This is a genomic window from Streptomyces sp. NPDC001492 (assembly GCF_053597275.1).
In genome coordinates, this window is the sequence record NZ_JBSFHW010000042.1 from 61,624 (window position 1) to 84,230 (window position 22,607).

General features: G+C 71.1%; 20 protein-coding genes and 2 pseudogenes. 11 read left to right on the forward strand and 11 right to left on the reverse strand.

All coding sequences use genetic code 11. The features are described 5' to 3' along the window. Window position 1: 1 nt before the first annotated feature. Window positions 2-640: a TetR/AcrR family transcriptional regulator gene (locus tag ACWC1K_RS38735; protein ID WP_450837653.1), complete on the reverse strand. Its 639-nt coding sequence runs from the start codon at window positions 638-640 to the stop codon at window positions 2-4. A 135-nt stretch (window positions 641-775) separates the two neighbouring features. Between ACWC1K_RS38735 and ACWC1K_RS38740 the strand changes: the two genes are divergently transcribed. From ACWC1K_RS38740 to ACWC1K_RS38770, 7 genes are all read left to right on the forward strand, one after another. Next, entirely contained in the window at window positions 776-1,918 is a 1,143-nt protein-coding gene (locus ACWC1K_RS38740; RefSeq protein WP_450837655.1) for a VOC family protein, read from the forward strand. Between the two features lie 35 nt (window positions 1,919-1,953). Next, window positions 1,954-2,892, forward strand: a complete 939-nt coding sequence (locus ACWC1K_RS38745) for a fumarylacetoacetate hydrolase family protein (protein WP_450837657.1) — start codon at window positions 1,954-1,956, stop codon at window positions 2,890-2,892. A gap of 19 nt (window positions 2,893-2,911) precedes the next feature. Next, on the forward strand, window positions 2,912-4,498 hold the full coding sequence (gene mhpA, locus ACWC1K_RS38750) for a bifunctional 3-(3-hydroxy-phenyl)propionate/3-hydroxycinnamic acid hydroxylase MhpA (protein WP_450837658.1): 1,587 nt from the start codon (window positions 2,912-2,914) through the stop codon (window positions 4,496-4,498). Beyond that, window positions 4,495-6,462 carry an acetoacetate--CoA ligase gene (locus ACWC1K_RS38755; RefSeq protein ID WP_450837660.1) on the forward strand — a complete coding sequence of 656 codons (1,968 nt, stop codon included), beginning with the start codon at window positions 4,495-4,497 and terminating at the stop codon, window positions 6,460-6,462. The genes mhpA and ACWC1K_RS38755 overlap by 4 nt, the downstream gene beginning before the upstream one ends. After that, the gene (locus ACWC1K_RS38760; protein ID WP_450837661.1) at window positions 6,459-6,803 is read left to right on the forward strand and encodes a DoxX family protein; all 345 of its coding nucleotides are present in this window, start codon (window positions 6,459-6,461) and stop codon (window positions 6,801-6,803) included. Before ACWC1K_RS38755 ends, ACWC1K_RS38760 begins: the two co-directional genes overlap by 4 nt. A gap of 338 nt (window positions 6,804-7,141) precedes the next feature. Continuing rightward, window positions 7,142-7,924 carry a phosphotransferase enzyme family protein gene (locus ACWC1K_RS38765; RefSeq protein WP_450837662.1) on the forward strand — a complete coding sequence of 261 codons (783 nt, stop codon included), beginning with the start codon at window positions 7,142-7,144 and terminating at the stop codon, window positions 7,922-7,924. Window positions 7,925-8,113: 189 nt separating this feature from the next. Next, a complete protein-coding gene (locus tag ACWC1K_RS38770; RefSeq protein ID WP_450837663.1) occupies window positions 8,114-8,629 on the forward strand; it encodes a hypothetical protein in 516 nt (171 codons plus the stop codon). 3 nt (window positions 8,630-8,632) lie between these two features. Here ACWC1K_RS38770 and ACWC1K_RS38775 read toward each other — a convergent pair. After that, a pseudogene (locus ACWC1K_RS38775) lies at window positions 8,633-8,872 on the reverse strand (IS5 family transposase); the annotation flags it as partial. A 37-nt stretch (window positions 8,873-8,909) separates the two neighbouring features. Then, the gene (locus ACWC1K_RS38780; RefSeq protein WP_450837665.1) at window positions 8,910-9,317 is read right to left on the reverse strand and encodes a DUF6193 family natural product biosynthesis protein; all 408 of its coding nucleotides are present in this window, start codon (window positions 9,315-9,317) and stop codon (window positions 8,910-8,912) included. A gap of 64 nt (window positions 9,318-9,381) precedes the next feature. On the opposite strand from ACWC1K_RS38780, the pseudogene ACWC1K_RS38785 reads away from it, so the two are divergent. Beyond that, window positions 9,382-9,900, forward strand: a pseudogene (locus ACWC1K_RS38785) (transposase); the annotation flags it as partial. A gap of 231 nt (window positions 9,901-10,131) precedes the next feature. Here the strand turns inward: ACWC1K_RS38785 and ACWC1K_RS38790 are convergent. Beyond that, window positions 10,132-11,571, reverse strand: coding sequence for a HAMP domain-containing sensor histidine kinase (locus ACWC1K_RS38790; RefSeq protein ID WP_450837667.1), 1,440 nt, complete (start codon window positions 11,569-11,571; stop codon window positions 10,132-10,134). Next, window positions 11,552-12,277, reverse strand: a complete 726-nt coding sequence (locus ACWC1K_RS38795) for a response regulator transcription factor (RefSeq protein WP_450837668.1) — start codon at window positions 12,275-12,277, stop codon at window positions 11,552-11,554. Before ACWC1K_RS38795 ends, ACWC1K_RS38790 begins: the two co-directional genes overlap by 20 nt. A gap of 151 nt (window positions 12,278-12,428) precedes the next feature. Between ACWC1K_RS38795 and ACWC1K_RS38800 the strand changes: the two genes are divergently transcribed. Then, entirely contained in the window at window positions 12,429-13,184 is a 756-nt protein-coding gene (locus ACWC1K_RS38800) for a hypothetical protein (RefSeq protein WP_450837670.1), read from the forward strand. 144 nt (window positions 13,185-13,328) lie between these two features. On the opposite strand, the gene ACWC1K_RS38805 is transcribed toward ACWC1K_RS38800, so the two are convergent. The 5 genes from ACWC1K_RS38805 to ACWC1K_RS38825 are packed head-to-tail and all read right to left on the reverse strand — an operon-like array spanning window position 13,329 to window position 18,810. Next, window positions 13,329-14,057, reverse strand: coding sequence for a response regulator transcription factor (locus ACWC1K_RS38805; RefSeq protein ID WP_450837672.1), 729 nt, complete (start codon window positions 14,055-14,057; stop codon window positions 13,329-13,331). A 59-nt stretch (window positions 14,058-14,116) separates the two neighbouring features. Then, window positions 14,117-16,768: an FtsX-like permease family protein gene (locus ACWC1K_RS38810; RefSeq protein WP_450837674.1), complete on the reverse strand. Its 2,652-nt coding sequence runs from the start codon at window positions 16,766-16,768 to the stop codon at window positions 14,117-14,119. After that, on the reverse strand, window positions 16,765-17,427 hold the full coding sequence (locus ACWC1K_RS38815; protein WP_450837676.1) for an ABC transporter ATP-binding protein: 663 nt from the start codon (window positions 17,425-17,427) through the stop codon (window positions 16,765-16,767). The genes ACWC1K_RS38810 and ACWC1K_RS38815 overlap by 4 nt, the downstream gene beginning before the upstream one ends. Continuing rightward, the gene (locus tag ACWC1K_RS38820) at window positions 17,414-18,154 is read right to left on the reverse strand and encodes an ABC transporter ATP-binding protein (RefSeq protein WP_450837696.1); all 741 of its coding nucleotides are present in this window, start codon (window positions 18,152-18,154) and stop codon (window positions 17,414-17,416) included. The genes ACWC1K_RS38815 and ACWC1K_RS38820 overlap by 14 nt, the downstream gene beginning before the upstream one ends. Before the next feature lie 5 nt (window positions 18,155-18,159). Continuing rightward, window positions 18,160-18,810, reverse strand: coding sequence for a hypothetical protein (locus tag ACWC1K_RS38825; RefSeq protein WP_450837678.1), 651 nt, complete (start codon window positions 18,808-18,810; stop codon window positions 18,160-18,162). A 152-nt stretch (window positions 18,811-18,962) separates the two neighbouring features. Between ACWC1K_RS38825 and ACWC1K_RS38830 the strand changes: the two genes are divergently transcribed. Together ACWC1K_RS38830 and ACWC1K_RS38835 are read left to right on the forward strand one after the other, a co-directional pair. Beyond that, a complete protein-coding gene (locus ACWC1K_RS38830) occupies window positions 18,963-20,288 on the forward strand; it encodes a sensor histidine kinase (RefSeq protein WP_450837679.1) in 1,326 nt (441 codons plus the stop codon). A gap of 236 nt (window positions 20,289-20,524) precedes the next feature. Then, on the forward strand, window positions 20,525-21,187 hold the full coding sequence (locus ACWC1K_RS38835) for a response regulator transcription factor (protein WP_450837680.1): 663 nt from the start codon (window positions 20,525-20,527) through the stop codon (window positions 21,185-21,187). 134 nt (window positions 21,188-21,321) lie between these two features. On the opposite strand, the gene ACWC1K_RS38840 is transcribed toward ACWC1K_RS38835, so the two are convergent. Continuing rightward, window positions 21,322-22,593 (reverse strand): COG4705 family protein, encoded by a 1,272-nt coding sequence (locus tag ACWC1K_RS38840; protein WP_450837682.1) that lies wholly within the window; start codon window positions 22,591-22,593, stop codon window positions 21,322-21,324. Window positions 22,594-22,607: the final 14 nt, after the last annotated feature.

A 22,607-nucleotide genomic window follows, 5' to 3' on the forward strand; every position in this document is an offset into this window, starting at 1 on the left:
GTCAGGGGGCGTCAGGCAAGGGACGTCGGGCGACCTCGTACGCATCGTCCGCGGGCAGGCCCAGCATCCGCAGGACCATCTCGGCAAGGTTGACCGCGGCCTCGTCGCCGTCCACCTCGGGGCGGGCGAACCGCAGTTCCACCAGGGACAGCAGGGTGCCGCCCAGCGCGGTCAGGGCGACCACGGGGTCGAGCGTGGGGGTGAAGCGGCCGGAGGCAATGCCGACCTGGAGATCACGCAGGGCGCGTCGGGCCAGTCCGTTGCCCGAGTGGATGTGCCCGAGGCCACGGCGGCGCAGGACCTGCATCAGCTCCGGGTGGGAGTCGGCCATGCGGGCACTGAGCCGGAAGCCGGCCGCGAGCAGCTCCGCCGGGTCGTCGATCCCTGTCAGACGCTCGTCGAAGGCCTGCCCGAACTCCTCGAAGGCGTCGATCACTGCCGTCTCGAACAACTCCGCCTTGGAGTCGAAGTGGTTGTAGAAGGAGCCGAAGCCCACATCCGCGCGCTCGGCGATCGCCTGGATGCTCGCGCTGGTGTCGCCGCTCTCGGCGAGTATCTGCCGGGCCGCTCGCACGAGAGCTCCACGGGTCTCCGCGCGACGTCGCTCGAACCGGTTGCTGGGCGGGGCTGACGTAGACATGCGAAGGAGTCTAACGGTTACCCCATGCAGATCGCAGTCCTGATGAATTCATCATTTCTTGCAGCGAACGCCTTGACGACAGAACTGTCACAGTTGATGATTTCCTCATTACGGCAATGTTGCTCGGAGGGCACCATGTCTGAAACACGCGTCAACGGGGACGTCATCACGGCCCACCAGGACCTCCACAGTGAGCAGGGCGCCCTGCGCGGCGAACACCCCGGCCGCTCCCGGAACCCCGTGATCAAGGTGGCGGACCTGGCCTGGCTGGAGTTCGAGAAGCCCGACCTGGACCGGGCGGAGGTCTTCGCCCGCGACTTCGGCTTCGGCGTCGCCGCCCGGACCGAGAGCGAGCTGTGGCTGCGGGGTACCTTCGCGGGCTCGCCCTGCATGGTGATCCGGCGCGGTCGTACGTCCCGCTTCATCGGTCCGGCGTTCCGCGCCGCCGAGCGGGGCGACCTGGACCGACTGGCCCGCGCGACGGGCAGGGACGTGCGGGACGCCGACGTTCCCGGGGGCGGCAAGGTCGTCGACCTGCTCGACCCCTCCGGATTCCCGGTCCGGGTCGTGCACTGCGGCGAACAGCTCCCCGCACTGCCGGAACAGCAGCCCCTGCTTCTCAATTTCGGCACGGATCACCGTCGTACGAACACCACCCAGCGCCCGCCCCGCGAACCCTCCCGCATCCAGCGGCTCGGCCATGTCGTGCTGGAGACACGGGTGTTCGGCCGGGCCCTGGACTGGTACCTGGAAACCCTCGGCATGATCGTGTCCGACTTCCTGTTCCTTGACGGGCAGCGCGGACGTGGTCCCACGATGGCGTTCATCCGCTGCGACCTGGGCGGTGTGCCGGCCGACCACCACACCCTGGCCATGCACCTCGGGCCGGGCACCGGCTACGTCCACTCCGCCTACCAGGTCACCGACCTCGACTCCATCGCCGCCGGCGGCGAATACCTCAAGGAGCGCGGATACAAGCGCAGTTGGGGCATCGGCCGCCACATTCAGGGCAGCCAGCTCTTCGACTACTGGCGCGACCCCGACCACTTCATGCTGGAGCACTTCGCCGACGGTGACCTGTTCTCCTGCGACGTCGAGCCCGGCTGGGCGCCCATGTCGACCAGCGGCCTCGCCCAGTGGGGCCCGCCGGCCACCCGCGACTTCCTCGGCGCGAGCCCCTCCCCGCAGCGGGTCCGCGATGTCATCGAGGCCCTGCGCGGCGACAACGAGATGGACCCGGCACGACTGTTCGGCCTGCTCAAGGCCGCCAACTCCTGACCCCGCACGCGAATCCCTCACACAAAGGCACTGACATGAGCACCAATGTCCTGCGCACCGCCGACGGCTGGTGGGTCGTCCTCGGCGAACGCGCCGTCCCCGTCGAGACCAAGGCCGTGACCACCGCCGAGCTGCTGGCCGACCGGCCGGCTGTCCGCGAGGCCGCCGCCTCCGCCGAACCGGGCACGCCCGTCGCCGACCTGGTCGCGCTCTCGCCGGTCACCACCCCCTGCCGGGTGGTCGCCCAGATGGTCAACTACCGCAGCCACGCCCGTGATTCGGGCTTCAAGGGCGACATCCCGCCCGCCTTCTTCCGCAAGGCCTCCGGCTCGGTCAGCGGCCCCGGCGACGCCGTCGTCCGTCCCTCCCACGTGAAGTTCCTCGACTACGAGATCGAGTTGGGCCTCGTCATGGGCGCACCCCTGCCCGTCGGCACCGTCGTCGAGGAGCGGGACCTGCCGTCGTACGTCGCCGGACTGGTGATCACCAACGACGTCAGCGCCCGTGAGGTGCAGCTGACCAAGACCCAGTTCTACGAGAGCAAGTCGTACCCCACCTTCACCCCGACCGGTCCGTACCTGTCGTTGCTGGAGCCGGAGGACTTCGCCCATCTCCTGGACCTGCGGCTGAAGTTGAGCGTCAACGGCGAGCTGCGCCAGGACCGCACCCTGGCCGACATGATCGTCCGCCCGGCCCAGGCGCTCACCCTGCTGGCCCGCTTCCAGACCCTGGACGCCGGCGACCTGCTGCTCACCGGTACTCCCGGCGGCACGGCCCTCAAGGCGCCGCCGAAGGCCGTCGAGAAGATCGGCGCGCTGCTGCCGCCCGCCGTGAAGTGGAAGGCCTTCTTCAAGAGCCAGGCGAAGAACCCGCACTACCTGAACCCGGGTGACGTGATCACGGCGACGATCGCGACCCCCGACGGCCGCATCGACCTCGGCGAGCAGCGCACGCCCGTCGCGGGCGCGAACTAAACCCCGAGGTGAGCCGCACATGACCGTCGATGAAGCCGCACGTGTGCCCGTCGTGATCGTCGGTGCCGGGCCGGTGGGCGTGACCGCCGCCCTCCTCCTGGCCCGGCGCGGAGTCCGCAGTGTCGTCCTCGAACGCCACCAGGACGTCTACCCGCTCCCCCGCGCCGTCGCGAGCGACGACGAGATCCACCGGATCCTCCAAGCTGCGGGCGTCGGTGAGGAGTTCGCCGCGATCGCCCGCCCGGCGAAAGGGCTGCGGCTGCTGGACGCCCGGCACCGGGTGATGGCCGAGTTCCGGCGCACCGGGCACGGCCACCACGGCTATCCGCAGACCAGCATGTTCGACCAGCCCGAGCTGGAACGCGTACTGCGCGACGCCCTGGCCCGGCGCCCCGAGTGCGCACTGCGCGGCGGCGTGGAGGTCACCGGCGTCGGCCCGGACTCCACCGGCCCCGTCCGTGTCACCTACCGCGACGACACCGGCGAGCACGAGCTGTGGGCCGACGCGGTCCTCGGCTGCGACGGCGCCAACAGCCTCACCCGCGAAGCCATCGGCGGCGCCTGGGAGGACTTGCGCTTCGAGGAACGCTGGAAGGTCATCGACGTCGACACGACGGGCCCCGTCCGTTGCTGGGAGGGGGTCGACCAGGTCTGCGACCCGGCCCGCCCGGCCACCTTCATGCGCGTGAGCGAGAACCGCTACCGCTGGGAGTTCCGGCTCCGTGAAGGAGAAGGGCAGGAGGCGGTCCGTGAGCTGGTCGCCCCGTGGCTGCCGCCCTCGTACGACGGGGACTTCGAGGTGGTCCGCGAGACGCAGTACACCTTCCGGGCCCGCGTCGCCGACCGCTGGCGCAGCGGACGGGTCTTCCTGCTCGGCGACGCCGCCCACCTCACCCCGCCGTTCGTCGGGCAGGGCCTGTGCTCGGGGCTGCGGGACGCCTACAACCTCACCTGGAAGCTCGCCCGCGTCCTCCAGCAGGGCGGCGACGAACGGCTGTTGGACACCTATGAGAGCGAACGCAAGCCGCACGCACGGCATGTGGTCCGCCTCGCGGTCGCCATGGGCTGGGCCATGACCGGCGGCCAGGACGGCGCCGCCGCGATCCGCCGACGGGCGCTGGCCGCCGCCTGCCGCATACCCGGCCTGACCGAGCTGGCCGGCCGCGACCTCAGCCCGCCCCTCACCGCCGGGCCCCTGGTGCGGCGCGGGGTCCGCCGGGGCCTGGCAGGCGCGCACTGCCCCCAGCCGTGGGTGGGTGTCGGCGGACGACGTACCCGTCTCGACGAGGCGCTCGGCGAGTCCTTCGCCGTGCTGACCGCCTCCGAACCCGGCCCCTCCCTGACCGCGCTCGCGCACGGCCTCGGCGTGCAGGCGGTCCCGGTGGCCGACCTCGGCGACGACGGCACCCTCGCCGCCTGGCTGCGCGCCGGACGCGCGGACGCGGTCCTGCTGCGGCCCGATCGCGTCGTGATGGACGTCGTCCCCTCGGGCGGCCGCGACTTCACGTCGACCGCCGCCTGGGCCTCCCTGCTGCACACCACCCGAAGCCCTGTCCCTGCCGAACGGACGGCCCCGAAAAGCCTGTTGAGGAGCACGACGCGATGAGCACGCCCTTCTTCACACCCGATCCGCGGACGGCGGCCGCCAGTCGCATCGCGGACTTCGCCCGGCTCCAGGGCATGGACCCGGAGGACTACGCCGCCCTGCATCAGTGGTCGGTCACCGACCTGGAGGGCTTCTGGGGTGCGGTGTGGGAGTACTTCGACATCGACGCCGACACCCCCTACGAGCAGGTGCTGGCCGAGGAACGGATGCCCGGCGCCCGCTGGTTCCCCGGCGCCACCCTCAACTACGCCCACCATGCCCTGCGTAACCTGGCCGACGACGACGTGGCGATCATCGCCCTCGACGAGACCGGTGCCGGATACGAGGTGACCGGCGCCCGGTTGCGTGCCCTGGTGTCGTCCGTGGCCGCCACCCTGCGCGACCTCGGCGTCGGCAGGGGCGACCGGGTCGTCGGCTACCTGCCCAACACCCCGCACGCCATCGTCACGTTCCTCGCCGCCGCGAGCCTGGGCGCCGTCTGGTCGGTGTGCGGACAGGACTACGCCCCCAAGGCCGCCGCCGACCGCTTCGCGCAGCTCGAACCCACCGTCCTGGTCGCCGCCGACGGTTACCTCTTCAACGGCACCACCCACGACCGCCGCGACGCCGTCCTCGAACTCGCCCACGCCCTCCCCACGTTGAAGGCGACCCTGCTGGTGGACCACATGGGCCTGCCCTGGCCCTCGCAGGCCTACCCGTCGCTGGTGGTCCCCTGGGAGGACGCCTCCACCCGTACCGAGGAACTCGCCTGTGTACCGGTGCCGTTCGACCATCCGCTGTGGGTCGTGTTCTCCTCCGGCACCACGGGCCTGCCCAAGGGCATCGTGCACGGCCACGGCGGCGTGCTGCTGGAGCACCTCAAAACCCTGGGGCTGCACTCCGACTTGGGCCCCGGCGACCGCCTCCTCTGGTACACCACCACCCACTGGATGATGTGGAACCTGGTCGCCTCCACCCTCCTGACCGGCGCGACGACCTGTACGTACGACGGCAGCCCGGCCCCCTTCGCCAAACTCGACCGCCTGTGGGAACTGGCCGCCCGCCACCGGGTCACCGTCTTCGGCACCAGCCCCCAATACCTGCTGGGCATGGCCAAGTTCGGCATCGACCCGTCCGTCCACGACCTGTCGTCGATCCGCGTCGTCGGCTGCACGGGCTCGGCCCTGCCCGCCTCCGCCTACCCCTGGGTCCGCGACCACGTCGGCGACCACATCCTGCTGGCCTCCATCAGCGGCGGCACCGACATCGTCTCCGGGTTCGCGGGCAGCGCGCCCAACACCCCCGTCTGGGCAGGCGAATTGTCCGCACCCCACCTGGGCGTGGCGCTGGCCGCGTACGACGGCGAGGGCTTCCCCGTCATCGACCAGGTCGGCGAACTGGTCGTCACCCGGCCCATGCCCTCCATGCCGCTGTACTTCTGGAACGACCCCGAGGGCACCCGCTACCGCGACGCCTACTTCTCGGCGTACCCCGGGGTGTGGCGACACGGCGACTGGATCACGGTTACGGGGCACGGCTCGGTGATCGTCCACGGGCGCTCCGACTCCACGCTGAACCGCAACGGCGTACGGCTGGGCAGCGCCGACATCCACGACGCCGTCGAACGCCTCCCGGAGATCGCCGAGGCCCTGGTCATCGGCGCGGAGGAGCCGGACGGCGGCTACTGGATGCCGCTGTTCGTGGTCCCTGCCGCCGGTACGACCCTGGACGACGCCCTGCGCGACCGCATCCGTGAGGCCATCCGCACCGGTGCCTCACCCCGCCACGTCCCCGACGAGATCCTCGAAGTGCCGGGCATCCCCCACACCCGCACCGGCAAGAAGCTGGAGGTCCCGATCAAGCGGCTGCTCCAGGGCGCCCCGGTCGAGCAGGTCGTCAACCCCGCCACGGTGGACAGTCCCGAACTCATCGACCACTACGCCCGGCTGGGCGCCGAGCGACGCAAGGGCAGGTCCGCCTCATGACCACCGTGCTCGCTGTCGCCCTGTCCCTGGTCTTCCTTCCGCTGGGGCTGGCGAAGCTGGCCGCGGCGCCGGTCATGCGCCAGGCGGCGGCCCATCTCGGCATGTCGGTACGGCTCTACCGCATCGTCGGCGCGCTGGAGGTGGCCGGGGTCGCCGGTCTGCTGACGGGTCTGACCTGGACGCCACTGGGCGTGGCCGCCGCCACAGGCCTCGCCCTGCTGATGGCCGCGGCGGCGGTGGTCCACCTGCGCCTCGGCGACCCGCCGCCCCGGGCCGTCCCGGCCGCCGTCATGGCCCTGATCTCCTTGACGTACGCGGCAACGGCGATGACCGCCGGCTGACGCGTCCTGTACGGCCGGGCACGGGCGGCCCTCTGTGAGGGTGGCGGCCGCCCCTCCCCGGCTCCGCGCGGGCTGCCATCGCACCACGGCCTCCCTCTCCCCCGAGGCACTCTACGGCGGTGGCCCGGCGCTCTTGGAGGGCGAAAGAGGGAGATCAGCGCCAGGTAGGGCAAGGACATGATCCGCCGGACGGGCTCGAACGACGGACCCGGAGAAGTCCCGTCATGTCATGAGCGACTCAGGAACAGGTACTCAGCTTGTCCTTTAACCTCCGTCCCGACTCTGACGCTCCCGCTTAATGGGGTGATCATGACGGGCGGATCCGACACACTGGTCCGATGCGGCACGATGATGAACAGCCTTTGTCCGGCGGCAACGTCAGTGATGGTGTCGTTCGCGTCGGGGACACCGTTCGCCGTCCGGCCGGACCATGGACTCCCGCTGTGCATGCCCTGCTTGCCCACCTGCACGAGGCGGGATTCGGCGCGGCGCCTCGTCCGCTCGGCATTGACGATCAGGGTCGCGAGGTCCTGACCTTCATGCCGGGAGAGGTGGTCTGGCCCGACCGGTTCTCGCTGATGGAACCCGCTCGGCAACTGGCTCACGTTGCACGGCTGATCCGGGACTTCCACGACGCCGTGCAGGACTTCACGCCGCCTTCCGATGCGCGGTGGCAGACGCTGATCCCCGCTGAGGGCCGTGACATCATCGCCCATAACGACCTGGCCCCCTGGAACCTCGTGGTCGCAGACGAGGCGCGGTGGGCCTTCATCGACTGGGACGCTGCAGGTCCCGGCTCGCGCCTGTGGGATGTCGCATACGCCATTCACGGGTTCATCCCGCTGTCCGCGCATCCGGACTGGCAGAGCCCGGACGCGGCGGACCGACTGCGAGTCTTCGCCGACGCCTACGGTCTGGCTGAGTCCGAACGCCGCCGTTTGGTGCCCCTGCTGGGGCGCCGTACGCGTTCCATGCACGACTTCCTGCGCGACCAGGCAGCCCAAGGAGCCCAGCCCTGGGCAAGGCTGTGGGCTGAAGGCCACGGCGACGCTTGGCGAAACGATGCCGAATACATCGAGCAACGCGAAGACCAGTGGATGCAGGCCCTGCTCGCCAGCTGAGGCATCAGCGCGCGTGCCTGGCTCCTGGCATCGAACGACGTCTCGAACCAGGGCGCGTTTCAAAAGCGTCGGCCGGCCACCGATGTCATCTCCCGCTACGCGGCCATCGCATGCTCTGACGCGCCAAGGTGCACCAGTGCTACGTTCCGATCGGGGACCGAACGCAGGTTGCTGGGCACGGGGGCTGGGGTGGCTTTGCTGGAAGCGTTGATCTCGACCGTTACTGGAGCGGCCTCGGCGACCGTCGGAGTGCTGGTGGGCGGGATCGTCACCAGACGGGGCCAGGACCATCAGTGGTCGCGGGATCAGCAGTTGGTGGCGTACCAGGAACTCCTGAGCCACTACGCCAAGTTCACAATGGTGATCAAGCGAGCACACGCCGACCATCGCGGCTGGGACTACGACTGGGCCGAGTGGAGCGCCGTGCTGACGCGGGTCAGCTTGATCGCTCCCGCAGACGTTGCGGGAGAGGTCGGCAGCTTTGGGCAGTCGGTCGACCGCTTCTTGGACCGCGTCGCGCGGGAGGTCGATCCGGTCCGTACGCCACTCGGCGAAGAGGAGTTCCGGGAGGCCAGCGCGGAGGTGGCTCAGGCGCAGGTGCGACTGGTCAATGCGATGCGGCGGTCGCTGGGAGGTGGACGGAAGGCGCTGACCTTCTGGATCGGAGGGTCGCACTCAGGCCCAGCACGTGGCCGATCGTTGTAGCGATCACAGCCACTCGTTGATGACGGCGATGGTGACTGTGGCCTCGTAGCGGACGGCCAGCTTGTCGTACCTCGTGGCCACCGCCCGGTGGCGCTTGAGGCGGTTGATCCCGCACTCGACTGCGTGACGCTCGCGGTAGTCGGCCTTGTCGAACCTCGGCGGGCGACCGCCGCGAGCGCCCAGCTTCTTGCGGTTGCGGAGCTGGTCGGACTTCTCCGGAATCGTGCAGCGGATGCCGCGTCTGCAATCCCGCAGACGACCTCACCGACGTTGACCTTCGTCAATCTGTGTACCTCTTCGTTGTGGCTTCGTGAGCCGCGAGTTCTTCCGGTGTGCCCAGGAAGGCAGGACCGCAGCCCGCTGGAAGACGCTGGACCACCATGGCGATGGCCTCCTGCGCGGTAGCTGCCGGGCCAACTGTCTGGCTCCGGAGGGGACCGGAGACCCAGTAGGTCCCCCCAGCGGCGGGCTGAATGTACGGGACGTCCCAGGTCCACCGCCGTTCGGTGCAACGGCTGAAGTGAAGTTCTCCCATCCCGGTCCAGGGGAACAGTTGCCGCAGGCAGGGCTCGGCATAGGCCGCTTCCAACAACTCCGCCCGCACCCGCCCGTCGTCCCGTACTGCCTGCCAGCCTGCTTCAACGACGGCTTCGCGCGCTGCATCCCTGTTCACGTCACCATCGTGCACCAGGAACGCGGTCGGCCGAGCCCGCCTGATGGGTCGAATGGCCCCTCGAACTTGATCACTCGGGATGGGAACGGCCGGACGCGAGAGCGGCCTTGGTTTGACCGCGCGGGGCGACGCGCTGTTCGAGTTGTGCGGCGCTCTACGGCGGTCTCAACCAGAGGCGGATCGACGTGACCCGGCTGCGCCGCGCACTGCCCTCGCTGCCGCGGACAGCGGACAGCGGACAGCGGACAGCCGGATCGCGCCGGCCGCGGACGTCTCGCCGTTGCTGCGGCCGGACGCCGACACCTGACCACGGTCCCAGCTCTGCGCATTCGTCGAACGGCTCGTCGCCACCGACCAGTGGAAGCCCGGCGACCCCAGCGTCCCGGTCGTGCTGGACGCCGGATACGACGCGCCCCGCATCGCCCACCTGCTGAGCGACGGCCCCGTCGAGGTCCTGGGCTCACTGCGGTCGGACCGGGTGATGCGTCGGCCGGCGCCCTGGCTCACGGAGTCCGCCCTGTCCTACCCCCAAGGCGGGCGACCGCCGAAGCACGGCGGTGAGTTCGTCTTCGCTCCGCGGGGGACCTGGGGTGGTCCCCGGGGCGGCCGAGGCATCCCACCACGCATCGGCCGCCCCGTCCAAAGACGTGTACATGGCCGTGGGGCCGGTCACCGCACTCGCGGCGACGGGCTCCGCTGCGTTTCGGGCCTTGGTGGCGGTGACTCATCCTGATGCAGCGGCCACTCGCGATCCGACGTGTCCCTGCCGCCTTGCGCTGGTCCATGAGCCCTGGAGGCACCCGTGGCGCAGCATCACGCACGCCCCGGACTACACCCGCTCTCTGGCCACGTTCGCCTCGTCTCGGTCCTGCGAGCCAGGACATGACGAGGACGGCAGGCTCATGGTGACGAGGGCTCCGCCCGGCGGCTGGTTGGCCAGGGTTACCAGGCCGCCGTGGGCTTCGGCGATCATCTCCACGACGGACAGGCCGAGCCCGGTGGTGTGCCCCTCGGGGAGTCGGTGCGGCGGCGGACCGGCGAGCACGGCAGGCGGGAAGCCTTGGCCCTGGTCGTGAACGCGCAGGTACGTCATGCCATCGGCGCGTTCGGCGCTCAGGGTGATGCGGCCCGGGCCCGAGGGCCCTGAGTGGCGCAGGGAGTTGTCCAGGAGGTTGTGCAGGACCTGGCGCAGGCGAACCGGATCGAGGTCGGCCGTCGCTCCAGGGAGGCCGCTAGGTTCGACCGCGATGGTCGCTCCCTGGGCCATCGCGCGGGTCCGGAACGCGTCGGCCGCGTGGGTGAGCAACGGCTCGAGCGATACGGGCTCGCGACGCAGCGGGAGTCGGCCTCCTCGGCTACGGGCGAGAACGAGCAGGTCCTCGGCGAGAGCGACCAGCCGGTCGGTCTCGGCGGTGGCCGACCGTATCGCGGCTTCCAGCTCGGCCCGGTCGCGCGGCCGTGCCGTGGCCAGTTCGAGCTGGGCCCGGAGCAGCGCCAGGGGCGTGCGCAGTTCGTGTCCGGCCATGTCGACGAAGCGGTGCTCGCGCTCCAGGGCCTCCTGGAGGCGGGCGAGCATGGCGTTGAGTGTGTCCGTGAGCCGGGCGAGTTCGTCTCCGGCCGGCGGAACGGTCAGCCGCCGCTCGGGTTCGGTCTCGGAGATCGCGGCAGCCTCCCGTCGGATGCGCTCGACGGGGCGCAGGGCGGCGCCTGCGAGCAGCCATCCGGCGTACGAGGATGCGAGCAGGGCGAGCGGGCCGCCGACGAGCAGCAGGAGCAGGAGTTGGTGGAGGGCCTCCGCGCGGTCGCCGAGCGGTGCACCGACCACGAGGACGGCGGGCTGAGAGACCGGACCCGGCAGCCGGACCGGCACGGCGAGGAGCCGGGCCGGGTCGTCGACACCCACGACTCGGCGGTCGAGGAAGACCGGCCTGGTGACGGCGCGGGTGGTGCCCGGCGGCAGCATCGGCGCCGCCGCGACGGCGGGGGTCGTCTCCACCACGTCGCCGCTCGGCGACAGGATCTGGCCGAACGACTCGTCGGGGTCGACGAGCCCGCGTCCCGCGTCCAGCGGCGCCCGTTCACGCTGGGCCAGCGAGCTGACTGAGGCCGCGGCTCGTGCGCGCAGGTCCAGGTCGATGGCGCGGGTCAGCTCCGTACCCATCCGGGTGTAGAGGAAAGCGCCCAGCGCAGCCATCACCGCCGCCATCCCCAGGCAGAACGCGAGGGTCAGCCGGAGTCGGATGGGCAGCCTAGCGAACGCCGTGAGCATGGTCGGCCTGCTTCGCGTGCGCTGTCGGGTCGGCACGGTCGTCGCGCAGCCAGTAGCCGGCGCCCCGGGAAGTGCGTAGTGACTGCCGTCCGAAGGGCCGGTCGATCTTCTGCCGGAGATAGCCGACGTACACCTCCACGACATTCGAGTCCGCGTCGAAGGTGAAGTCCCAGACGTGCTCGATCAGTTCGGACTTGGAGAGCACCTGGCCGGGCCGCCGCATCAGGCATTCCAGCAGGGCGAACTCCTTGGCCGTCAAGGTGATCGGCCTGCCGTCGCGGGTCACCGAGCGGGTCGCCGGGTCGAGGCTGAGATCGCCCACGGTCAGCACGGCGGGCCGCTCGCGGGCGCCACGGCGCATCAGGGCGCGCAGCCGGGACAGCAGCTCGGCGAGCGCGAAGGGCTTGACGAGGTAGTCGTCCGCGCCCAGGTCGAGGCCCCGTACACGGTCCTCGACGGCATCGCGTGCGGTGAGCAGTAGCACGGGCGCCCACGAGCCGGCGGCGCGCATCTCGCGCAGCACGCCGAACCCGTCCGTGCCCGGCAGCATCACGTCCAGGACGATCGCGTCGTAGTCGCTCTCCCCGGTGTACCAGAGGCCGTCCTCGCCGGTAGGGGCCACGTCGACCGCGAAGCCGTTCTCCGCAAGGCAGCGTCGCAGCAACTCCGCCATGGGGGCTTCGTCCTCGACCACGAGAATCCGCATGCCGCCTCCTCGGACAGGCCCTGCTGCGTCCAGCGTAGTGCGCGTGGATAAGAGGACGCTGAGTCGGCCGGGTGGGGCGCGTGGGCGTTTCAGGGTCCCCTTAGCCTCGGGCGAGCAGGCTGGAAGCCCACCGCCTGACCAGGGAGTCGCCATGATCCGCACAAGCACGGGCCGCTCCGACGCCACCCGCACGGCACTGGCGCTCACCGTCCTCGGCTGCGCGGCCGTACTTGTCTCCACGGCTTGTTCGCCGAGTTCGAGCCGGCACCACGAGGCCACGGCGGCCACCCCGTCTCCGCACAGTTTCTCGGCGACCGTCGACAACCCGTGGTTCCCCCTCACCCCGGGACGGACCCTGGTGTACAGCGGCGTCAAGGACGGTGCGAAGTCCACCGAGTACCTCACCAGCAGCCGGGAGACCCAGAAGATCACCGGCATCCCCTGCCGTGTCGTACTGGACCGCCTCTACGTCGGCCGCACGCTTCACGAGGCCACGCGCGACTACTACGCCCAGGACTCCACCGGCAACGTCTGGTACTTCGGCGAGGAAACCGCCGAACTCGATGCCCGGGGCAACATGGTCTCCACCGAGGGAACCTGGCACGCCGGCCAGAACGGCGCCCGGCCCGGCATCTTCCTCCCCGCCCACCCGGTGCCCGGGGCCGGCGGGCAGCAGGAGTACTACCCCGGCCAGGCCGAGGACCACTTCCAGGTCCTGAATCTCACCTCCCGCGTGTCCGTCCCGTACAAGACCTTCACGGGCACCCTCCGCACCAAGGAATGGACACCACTGGAGCCCGGCGTCGTCGACAACAAGTACTACGTCAAGGGCATCGGCACGGTGAAGGAGATCACCGTCAAGGGCGGCCCCTTCGAAGAGAACGTGCTGGTCGCGGTCAGGGGTTAAAGGTGCGGGAGCACGTGGCGAAGAGGAGCGGAGGTACTCGTCCGGGGCGCAGGACGTGGGCGCGGCGCTGGCCGAACCGGTCTGCCGGGTTGGGAGAATCCGCTTGTTGTCGCTCCATCGCCCATCATGCGGCCCTGCAGCGCGTCAGCCCTCCAGCCGGTAGCCGTGTCCGCGCAGGGTGGTGATCTGCGGGAGCCGGCACGGCTGGACGGCCCGGTCAGCGGCCTCGGTGAGGCGGCGGCGCAAGCCGGCCATGGTGACGTCGAGGGTCTTGGTGGGGCCGAACCAGTTCTCGTCCCAGACCTGGGCCATGAAGGTTTCGCGGGCGATGGCTTCACCTGGGTGCCGGGCGAGGAGGGCGAGCAGTTCGAACTCCTTGGGGCGCAAGGGGATTTCCTTGTTGTGGAGGACGCAGCGGCGTGCCGTGATGTCGATGACCAGGTCGCCGAGCTGGATCGGCTGCTGCGCGGGGGAGGTGACCGTGCGGCGGCGCAGGTGGGCGCGCAGGCGGGCCAGCAGGACGGTGAGGCTGAAGGGTTTGGCGAGGTAGTCGTCGGCGCCGGCGTCCAGGCCGGCGATGACGTCGATGTCGTCGGTGCGTGCGGTGAGGATGATGATCAGCAGGTCCGGGAACCGGGCGCGCAGGCTGCGGGCGATGTCGAGGCCGTCGATGTCGGGCAGACCCAGGTCGAGGAGCAGGGCGTCGTAGCGGCTGCGCTCCGCCTCGGCCAGGGCCGATGCGCCGGTGCGGCTCCAGGTGGGGGCGTAGCCGTTGCTGCGCAGTCCGGTGTCGAGGTGGTGGCCGATGGTGTCGTCGTCCTCGACGACGAGGACGCGCAGGCGGTTGGGGTCGGATGCCGGGGACGTGCCCATGGTCGACAAACTAGGAGGCGGCATGGCGATCGGCACGGACTCCCCCGGGTGCGGCCGGTTCACAGGTCGCGCAGCTCCTCCACCGCGGGGCGCCGGGTGCCGCGGATGCCGTTCAGGGCCGCGGCGAGTACGGCGATCACTGCGGCGGTCGCGGTGAGTGCCAGGTAGCCGCCGGGCACCGACAGGCTCGCGGGCGGTGGGTCGAAGACGCCGGTCAGCACCTTGACCAGCATCTCCGACAGGGCCCAGCCGATCAGGGCGCCTCCGGCCAGTCCGCCCGCGGCCAGCAGGAGGGCCTCGGTGAGGACCATGCCGCGCAGGTGGTGCGGCTTGGCGCCGAGGACGGTGGCGATGGCGAAGGTGCGGCGGCGTTCGGCGAGTCCCAGGGCGAGGACGAGTCCGCCGGATCCGGCTGCCAGCAGGACCGCGAAGGCGAGTTCGATGCGGGTGAGCCCCGCCAGGTCGACGGAGGTCAGGCTGGTGCCGACGGTGCCGCGGGTCTGCGTGAGGTCGGTGACGGTGGCGGTGGTGCCGAGTCGGCCGCGGAGGTGGGCGGCGATCTGCTTCTGGTAGGTGCCGCCGGTGTTCAGGAGGAAGGCGCCGACCGCGTCGCTGCCGGTCGCCTTGGTGATGTAGGAGGCGTTGCCGACGAAGAAGCTGTCCTTGGGCGCGGTGGGGAACTCCTTGGCGATGCCGGCGTAGTGGAAGGCGACCGTGCGCAGCGCCTTGGTGTGGGCGTCCTGGATGCGCAGGTTGACGGTGTCGCCGGGCGAGAGCTGGAAGTCGTTGACCGTCTCGACACTGACCAGCAGGTTGTCCGGGCGCTGGGCCAGCTTGCGCATGAGCTGGTGGGCGGTGCCGCCGGAGAAGTAGGCGTCCTGGAGCGAGGTGGCCTGTGTGATGGTGTCCGGGCGGACGCCGTAGAGGTCCTGGAGGTCGGAGCCGACGTAGGCGAAGCGGTGCTGGAGCGGTTCGACGTGCCGTACGCCCGAGATCTTCAGGGCGGCTCCGGCGCCGGGTGCGATGCGGGCACCGGGTGGTTCGGTGACGGTGACGTCGGCGCCGTTGGTGAGCCGGGCGTCGACCTCGGCCTGCTGCTTGTAGGTGGCGTTGAAGACGGCCGTGGAGATCGCGAAGGACACGGCGAGGGCGAGCAGGACCACCGAGCGGGCGAGCGGGCGGCGGCGCCGGGACAGTACGGCGGCGGTCGTGCCGGCGAGCGTCGTGGTCAGCGGGCGGGCCAGCCGGGCCAGGACGGGGCGGCCGTGGGTGAGCGCGAGGAGGGTGAGACGCCACAGCAGCAGGGCGGCGCCGATCCACAGCAGGGCGGGGCCGAGGAAGGCCCAGTACGACACGGAGAGGGTGGGGACGCCTTCCGGGGCGAGGACGAGGGCGTACTGGTTGCCGGAGGAGGCTCGGAAGACCAGCCAGGAGCCGATCAGGAGCACGAAGTCGAGGCCGTACCGCATCCACCAGGGGCTTCGGGTGCTGCGCGCGCCGGTTTCCTTGCGGGTGTCGGCGACGGTCGCCGCGTGCAGGTCGCGTACGGCGGGCACGAGGACGGATCCGGCTGCCACGGCTGCGCCGAGAACGAAGGCGATGGCGTACCAGGCGGCCCAGGTTCCCGCGCCCGCTCCGAAGGAGGCGCCGCCGAAGGCGAGCCGGCCGGTCAGCGCGGCGATGCCGAGCCCGGCCAGACCGCCGAGGAGACCGACCAGGGCGGCTTCGAGGCCCCCGAGCATGGTGATCTGCCGCGGGCGCAGTCCGCGCAGCCGCAGCAGGCCCTGTTCCTGGCGCCGCCGTTCGGCGCCGGCCGAGGCGACCGCGGCGGTCAGCGCGGCGGCCAGGACGGCGCCGGGCACGCCCAGGAAGAGGAAGAGGATCTGTGCGTACAGGGCGTCCTGGCGGGCGGAGTCGAGGGCGGCGCCGACGTTGTCGCCGACGAGCGCGGTACCGGCGGAGCGGGCCTCCAGGTTGTGGGCTGCGCCGGTGACGGCGGTGAAGGCGGCGGCCGGGTCGGCGGGCAGCCGGGCGTCGTCGCGGGCGACGTGGATCTGGGTGGTGACCGCGCCGGCGCCCCGGGTGAGGGCGGCGAAACGGGCGGCAGGGAGCAGGACGACGTTGTCGGGTGGTGCGGTCGGCTGCGACTGGCTGGGCGCGCCGACGGTCTGGAAGAGGGAGTCGGCCTGGGGCAGGTCGACCACGCCGTCCACCTTCACTGAGCGCGCCCCGATGCCCGGCAGCTGGATGCTGACGGTGTCGCCGGGGGCGGCGTGCAGGTTGGATGCGGTCTGCTGGGCCAGCAGGACCCCGGTGGAGGCGCCGGAGAGCGTACGGATCTCATCCGGGAACCGGCTGCGGTAGCCGTCGGGCAGTCCGAGGGCCATGCCGGGGCCGGTGGTCTGGGTGCTGCCCTGGACACGGGCGGTGAAGCCGGTGGTACGGGCGTAGCCGACCGGCAGGGCCGTGCGGGTGCCGGGGGTCTTGCCGACCAGGTGCAGGACGGTGTTGGGGTCGGCGCCGGGCTGCACCTGGACCTGCCAGTCGACGGCGACCGAGCGCAGGGCGCGCTGGGTCATGGTGGCCTTGGACGCGGTCAGGAAGGAGCCGAGCGCGGCGACGAGGGCGACCGCGAGCGCGATGCCGGCCAGGGCGGCCAGGAGTCGTCCGGTGCGGTGGCGGGCCAGGCCGCGTGCCCACGAGGCGATCATGACACCTCCTCGGGTGTGAGCAGTCGGCCGTCGCGCATGGTGCGCCGGGTGGTGAGCCGGGCGGCGACGGCTGGGTCGTGGGTGGTGACCACGAGGGCCGCGCCCGTGTGGTCGGCGACGGTCAGCAGGGCGTCCAGGACGCGGCTGCCGGTGCGGTGGTCGAGGCGGCCGGTGGGCTCGTCGGCGAGGATCAGACGCGGGCCCTGGGCCAGGACGCGGGCGGCGGCCACCCGTTGGGCCTGGCCGCCGGAGATCTCCTCGGGCAGCCGCTCGGCCAGGTCGGCCGCGTCGACCAGTGCGAGGGACGCGAGGGCGGCCTGGTGGGCCTGGTCTTCCGGTCGGCCGTCAAGGATCAAGGGGAGAGCGGTGTTCTCCACCACGTCCAGGGCGGGGATGAGGCTGTCGCCCTGGAAGACCAGACCGATGTCGTACGGCCTCAGGGAGGGAGCCCGGGTCACCGTGCCGCTGGTGGGTTGCTCGAGCCCGGCCAGCAGGTGCAGCAGCGAACTCTTGCCCGACCCGGAGGGGCCGACGACCGCGAGCCGGTCTCCTGCCCCGATCTCCAGGTGCGCGCCGTGTACGGCCACGACGGCCTGGCTGCCTCGCCCGAAGGTGAGCGCCGCGTCGCGGCAGGCCACGAGGACCTCATCGCGTGACATCGTGGTCCTCCCGCAGTACAGGGCGATCCTGGCGCGCCGACGTGGTCCTGGCCCTGCCGTCCTCCAGTTCGATCACCCGGTCCGCGCTGCGGACGACCTCTGCGCTGTGCGTGACGATCAGTACCGCGCAGCCCTGGGCGGCCCGCTCCCGCAGCATCGTGAGGACCAACTGCTCGGTCTCGCCGTCCAGTTCACCGGTCGGCTCGTCGGCCAGCAGGACGGCGGGAGAGTTGGCCAGCGCGACGGCGAGACCGGCACGGGCCAGTTCGCCGCCCGACAGCTGCCGGGGCAGGGCGTGTGCGCGGTCGGCGAGGCCCACCTGGGCGAGCAGTTCTCCGGCCGAAGTCGCGGATGTGCCGCCTTGGGAGCGCTGCGGCAGGCGGATGTTGTCGCGCACGCTCAGGTGGGGCAGCAGGTTGCGGGACTGCAGCAGTACGCCGACATGCCGGGCCCGCAGCCGGGCCCGCTCGGTCTCCGGCCGATGGCTGATCCGTACGCCCGCGACGCACACCTCGCCGCCGGAGGGCTCGTCGAGGCCGGCCAGGCACGCCAGCAGGGTCGACTTGCCCGCCCCGGACGGGCCGACGACCGCGACCGTCTCGCCGCGGCGTACCGCGAGTGAGACTCCGCGCAACGCGAGCGTCTCCTCGTCGCCGGCCCGGTAGAAGCGGTACAACTCGCGGGCTGCCAGCACGACTTCGGCCGGCCCCTGGGAGTGGAGGGACACCGCGCTCACCGCCAGGTGAAAGAGTCGCTGACGATGCGCCACGGGTCGACGTTGTCGGCGTTGACCGGGCCGGACAGGGTCAAGTCCAGCTCGTGACCGGACCGGTGGAAGGCGTACCGTTCGAACGCGTCCCGCACCACCTTGCCGGTGACCGGGTCCTTCGCCGAATCGCCCCGATAGGTGAGGCGCACGACACGGCCTGCGTGCCGGTTCACCTCCGACACCTTCGGCGCGGCGAACTTCGCCACCTGGGAGCGCAGTTGCGGGACGACCGTGTGGGTGACGGAGGCGACCGTGGGTGCGTTGGCCGCGGAGACCGCCGTGATCGTGATGGTGTTGAGCTTGTCCGTGAACGAAGTGGTACCGCCCTGTGTGGTGCGGGCCCAGCCTTCGGGCACCTTGACCGTGAAGCCGGTGAAGGCTCCGCCGGCCGGCCGGTAGGCGACGTAGACCTGGTTGTCGGGGATGTCACCGGGCGGATTGGACTCCGTGGGAGCCGCTGCCCGGCCGGCGCTGCCGCCTCCCGCCGAGGAAGCCGACGGCGATGGCGTCGTCGTACCGGAACCGGAGTGCGAGGTCGAACCGGAACAGCCGGCGGTCACCGCCGCGACGAGTGCCAGTCCGGCGATCGCAGATGAACGGGGGTGTGCTGCCATGGCCACTGACCTCCAAGGAGCGCCCGGAGCGGACGGTCATGGCACCGACACTAGGAAGCCGCCGGTTAGCGCCCGGCCCGCCGAGGGTTAGACGACGGCAAAAGCCTGTGCCGCGGCCGCCCGGCCAGGTGGCGGGCCCGCATGATGAAGGCATGAGACAGCGCGTGGTGCGAGTCGCCGTCACCGCCGCCCTGGTCGCCGTCGTCCTGCTGGCCGTACCGCTGGCCCTCGCCATCAGGTCGTCCCTGTACGCCGACCAGCGCGACACGCTGGAACGCGCGGCCCTGGCCGCCGCGGTGCGGGTGAGCCCGGACTACACGACCGGCGATCCGGTGGAACTTCCCGCCGCCCCGGCGGGTGGGCACCTGGGGCTGTACGACCGGCACCAGCGTCTACGGTCCGGAAGCGGCCCCGGGACGGGGGACGCACCGGTCGGCCGCGCGCTCGGCGGTGAGCCGGTGCGCGGACGGTCGGACGGCGATCTGGTGGTCACCGTGCCCGTCTCACACACCGAACAGGTCATCGGCGTCGTCCGGGCGTCCTCACCCGCGGGCGCGGTACGGGACCGGGTCCTGGCCGTGTGGGCGGTGCTGCTCGGGGTGACCCTGTTCGCGCTCGGTGTCGCCGTCCTCGTCGTCCGCCGTCAGGCCCGGGTCCTGGCCACACCCCTGGAGGACCTCTCCCGCCACTGCCGGGCCGTCACCGAGGGCGACCTGAACGCCCGTGCCGCGCCCAGCAGCATCGCCGAGATCGACCAGGTCGCCCGCACCCACAACGAGATGCTGCGCAGCCTGTCCGAACTCCTGCGCCGCGAACGCGACTTCACCGCCAACGCCTCCCACCAGCTGCGCACACCCCTGACCGGTCTGCAACTCACGCTGGAGGCGGGCCTCCAGCAGGACGACGACGCCCGGCTGCGACCGATCCTGGCCGAGGCCCTGACCGCTGCCCAGGGCCTGCACCGCACCGTGGAGGAAGTTCTCCGGCTGTCCCGCCCCCAGGACACGCCCCGCCTCGCCGCCGGGCAGATTGCGGTGACACGCCTTCTGCAGGAGACGCAGGAGCGGTGGCACGGCCTGTTCGCCGACGGCGGCCGCCGTCTGGAGTGCGGCACACGGGAGGTACCGGCGGATGTCCGGGTGCCCGGCGGCCCCGTGTCGGAGATTCTCGACGTGCTGCTGGACAACGCACGGACGCACGGGCAGGGGACGACCAGGGTCGCGGTACGGGACCTCGACGACGCCCTCGCCTTCGACGTCAGCGACGAGGGCAGCGTGCAGGGCGAACCGGCGCAGCTGTTCGACCGAGGACAGACCGGCGACGGACGGGGAACCGGCATCGGCCTGGCCCTCGCCCGCGACCTGGCCGTCTCCATGGGCGGACGGCTCTTCCTGACCAGTGACACCCCGGCCACCTTCACCTTGCTTGTCCCGGTCCGCCGAAACGAGCATGACGCCGCCGAGCCGACGGACAGGTAGTGCACCCCCGGGAACGCCGCCCCTCGCCGATCGTCTACAGTGCGAAGAACGTCTACACCCTTGTAGTCATTCGTATCCAGCCGTTCACCTGCGTCAGGCGGCCCGAAGGAAAGGGGCGCTGCCGCCGCGACTCGTCGTAGGCCGGCCGGCGGTGTGTCCGTGGGCCCTGGCCCGCTGACCGCCCGGATCGCTCATCTCGGACAGGACCCGCCCGGCCGGAGCACCTGAGGGAGACCGTGCGTCACAAGATATTGGTCGTCGAGGACGATCAGGTGCTGCTGGACGTGCTGCGTCGTGGGCTGTACGAGGAGGGCTTCGAGCCCGTCCTCGCCGGCGACGGTGCCACCGCCCTGCGGCTGGCCACCGGCGACATCGCGGCGGTTGTCCTGGACATCGGGCTGCCCGACGCGGACGGCCGGGACGTGTGCCAGGCGCTGCGCGCCAACGGATTCGTGGCCCCGGTCATCTTCCTGACCGCCCGGCAACGGCTCGCGGACCGGCTTTCGGGCTTCTCGGCAGGCGGTGACGACTACCTGCACAAGCCTTTCCATCTGGCCGAACTCGCCGCCCGGCTGCGGGCGTCCGTGAAGCGGGCTGCGCCGGCCCCGGCGATCGCGGCCGGGGACCTGATTCTGGACCCGTTCGGCCACCGCGTCACCGTGCACGGCACGGCCGTCGCCCTGTCCCCCACGGAGTTCCGGCTGCTGGCCACACTCGTGGCCGCGGGCGGGACCATCGTGCGGCGCCGCGAACTGATCGGGGCGGGCTGGCCGGAGGGTGCCCAGGTCAGTGACAACACGCTGGACCAGTACCTGACCCGGCTGCGGCGGAAGCTGCGTGAAGCCGGCAGCGCGCTGACCATCGGCACGGCCCGCGGGGTCGGACACCGCCTTTCATGAAAAGCGTCGTCCTCGATGAGCTCGGAGGAACAGTGGGCGGTCGAAGCCGTTGAGACGCCGGCTTCGACCGCCCAGGTGAGTCCGCGGACATGCCCGGGCCGCTCCAAGCGGCCGCCTGCGCTGTCCGCCACTGGTCAGCCCATGTCCGTCAGGAGGGCGTTCAGTTCCTTCTCCTGCTGCGCGGGCGACATCGGCGGGTTCGAGTGGTCGATGCCGAAGGTCTTGAGCATTTTGTCCATCTGGGCGTCGATGGAGGTCCAGCCGGTGTTGTCCAGCGGCTGGAGCGATGCCTGGTCGGCATCCCACAGGTCACGCAGCGACTGTGCGGCCGCGTGCGCTCCCTTCTCGTTGCCCGAGCGTGCGTCGTTGAGCGAGGTGGAGGCGAGGTTCTTCAGCGCGGCGACCTTGGCGGGCGGGAACTTCTTCACCGCCTGGCCGGGAGCCATCTGGACGGCGGAGGTGTTGTCCTCCTCCGGCGCCGGGCCGACGTGCGGCTGACCGTGGGCCCAGACCAGCAGGCCCGTGGTGGCGACGGCCAGCAGACCGAAGCCGGCCAGCCCGACGCGCTCCTTGCGCGGATCGCCGGTGGCATGGGCGGCGTGGGCGGCCTCGTAGGTCTCGGTCACGTCCGAGCGCGTCACCGTCAGATAGACCACCGTCGCCAGGATCAGGCCGAGGAAGATCAGGCTGGTGGTGAAGGTTCCCAGGTCGAGACCGGTCGGCTCGCCCGGCTGAGCGACCTTCGGGGAGGCCAGCCAGTCGCCGATGTTCGCGCCCAGCGGGCGGGTCAGGATGTAGGCGAGCCAGAAGGACAGCACCGGGTTCGCGCCGAACTTCCACAGCAGCGTGATCGCGCCGATGAGGCCGAGCGGCAGCAGCACCGAGGCGCCCGGGCTCCAGCCGGTCAGCTCCAGGGTCCAGTCACCGGTCGCGGTGCCGAGCGCGAAGGTGACGAGGACGGCGAGCCAGTAGAACGACTCACGCGGAAGCGTCGTGACCGAGTGGATCGAGAGGGTGCGCTCACGCAGCCACCACACGCCGAAGACCACGGCGAGCAGGACCGAGAACACGGCAGTGCTGATCCACAGCGGCACAGTCAGCTGGTCGGTCAGGATGTCGGTGTACAGCGTGCCCGTGACGCTGACAACGACCACGGTCAGCCAGTACGGGAACGGGACGTACCGCTTCAGCCGCAGCTGGACGGCCAGGACCACGACGAACACCGCGGTGAAGATCCAGGCCGTGTTCACCAGACCGACGCCCAGCTTCATGTTGATCCAGTCGGCGAAGCTCTCCCCGACGGTGGTGCACAGGATCTTGATCACCCAGAACCAGATGGTGACCTCGGGGACCTTGTTCAGCATGAGGCGCCCGCTGCGTGGGCGTGCTTCCGTTGTCGTTGTCATGCGGGGAGGTTTAC

Excerpts from the sequence above, each read along its gene's own strand:
- ACWC1K_RS38735 (WP_450837653.1), bottom strand. The coding sequence starts at position 640 with ATGTCTACGTCAGCCCCGCCCAGCAACCGGTTCGAGCGACGTCGCGCG.
- ACWC1K_RS38740 (WP_450837655.1), top strand. The coding sequence starts at position 776 with ATGTCTGAAACACGCGTCAACGGGGACGTCATCACGGCCCACCAGGAC.
- ACWC1K_RS38745 (WP_450837657.1), top strand. The coding sequence starts at position 1,954 with ATGAGCACCAATGTCCTGCGCACCGCCGACGGCTGGTGGGTCGTCCTC.
- mhpA (WP_450837658.1), top strand. The coding sequence starts at position 2,912 with ATGACCGTCGATGAAGCCGCACGTGTGCCCGTCGTGATCGTCGGTGCC.
- ACWC1K_RS38755 (WP_450837660.1), top strand. The coding sequence starts at position 4,495 with ATGAGCACGCCCTTCTTCACACCCGATCCGCGGACGGCGGCCGCCAGT.
- ACWC1K_RS38760 (WP_450837661.1), top strand. The coding sequence starts at position 6,459 with ATGACCACCGTGCTCGCTGTCGCCCTGTCCCTGGTCTTCCTTCCGCTG.
- ACWC1K_RS38765 (WP_450837662.1), top strand. The coding sequence starts at position 7,142 with ATGCGGCACGATGATGAACAGCCTTTGTCCGGCGGCAACGTCAGTGAT.
- ACWC1K_RS38790 (WP_450837667.1), bottom strand. The coding sequence starts at position 11,571 with ATGCTCACGGCGTTCGCTAGGCTGCCCATCCGACTCCGGCTGACCCTC.
- ACWC1K_RS38795 (WP_450837668.1), bottom strand. The coding sequence starts at position 12,277 with ATGCGGATTCTCGTGGTCGAGGACGAAGCCCCCATGGCGGAGTTGCTG.
- ACWC1K_RS38800 (WP_450837670.1), top strand. The coding sequence starts at position 12,429 with ATGATCCGCACAAGCACGGGCCGCTCCGACGCCACCCGCACGGCACTG.
- ACWC1K_RS38805 (WP_450837672.1), bottom strand. The coding sequence starts at position 14,057 with ATGGGCACGTCCCCGGCATCCGACCCCAACCGCCTGCGCGTCCTCGTC.
- ACWC1K_RS38810 (WP_450837674.1), bottom strand. The coding sequence starts at position 16,768 with ATGATCGCCTCGTGGGCACGCGGCCTGGCCCGCCACCGCACCGGACGA.
- ACWC1K_RS38815 (WP_450837676.1), bottom strand. The coding sequence starts at position 17,427 with ATGTCACGCGATGAGGTCCTCGTGGCCTGCCGCGACGCGGCGCTCACC.
- ACWC1K_RS38825 (WP_450837678.1), bottom strand. The coding sequence starts at position 18,810 with ATGGCAGCACACCCCCGTTCATCTGCGATCGCCGGACTGGCACTCGTC.
- ACWC1K_RS38830 (WP_450837679.1), top strand. The coding sequence starts at position 18,963 with ATGAGACAGCGCGTGGTGCGAGTCGCCGTCACCGCCGCCCTGGTCGCC.
- ACWC1K_RS38840 (WP_450837682.1), bottom strand. The coding sequence starts at position 22,593 with ATGACAACGACAACGGAAGCACGCCCACGCAGCGGGCGCCTCATGCTG.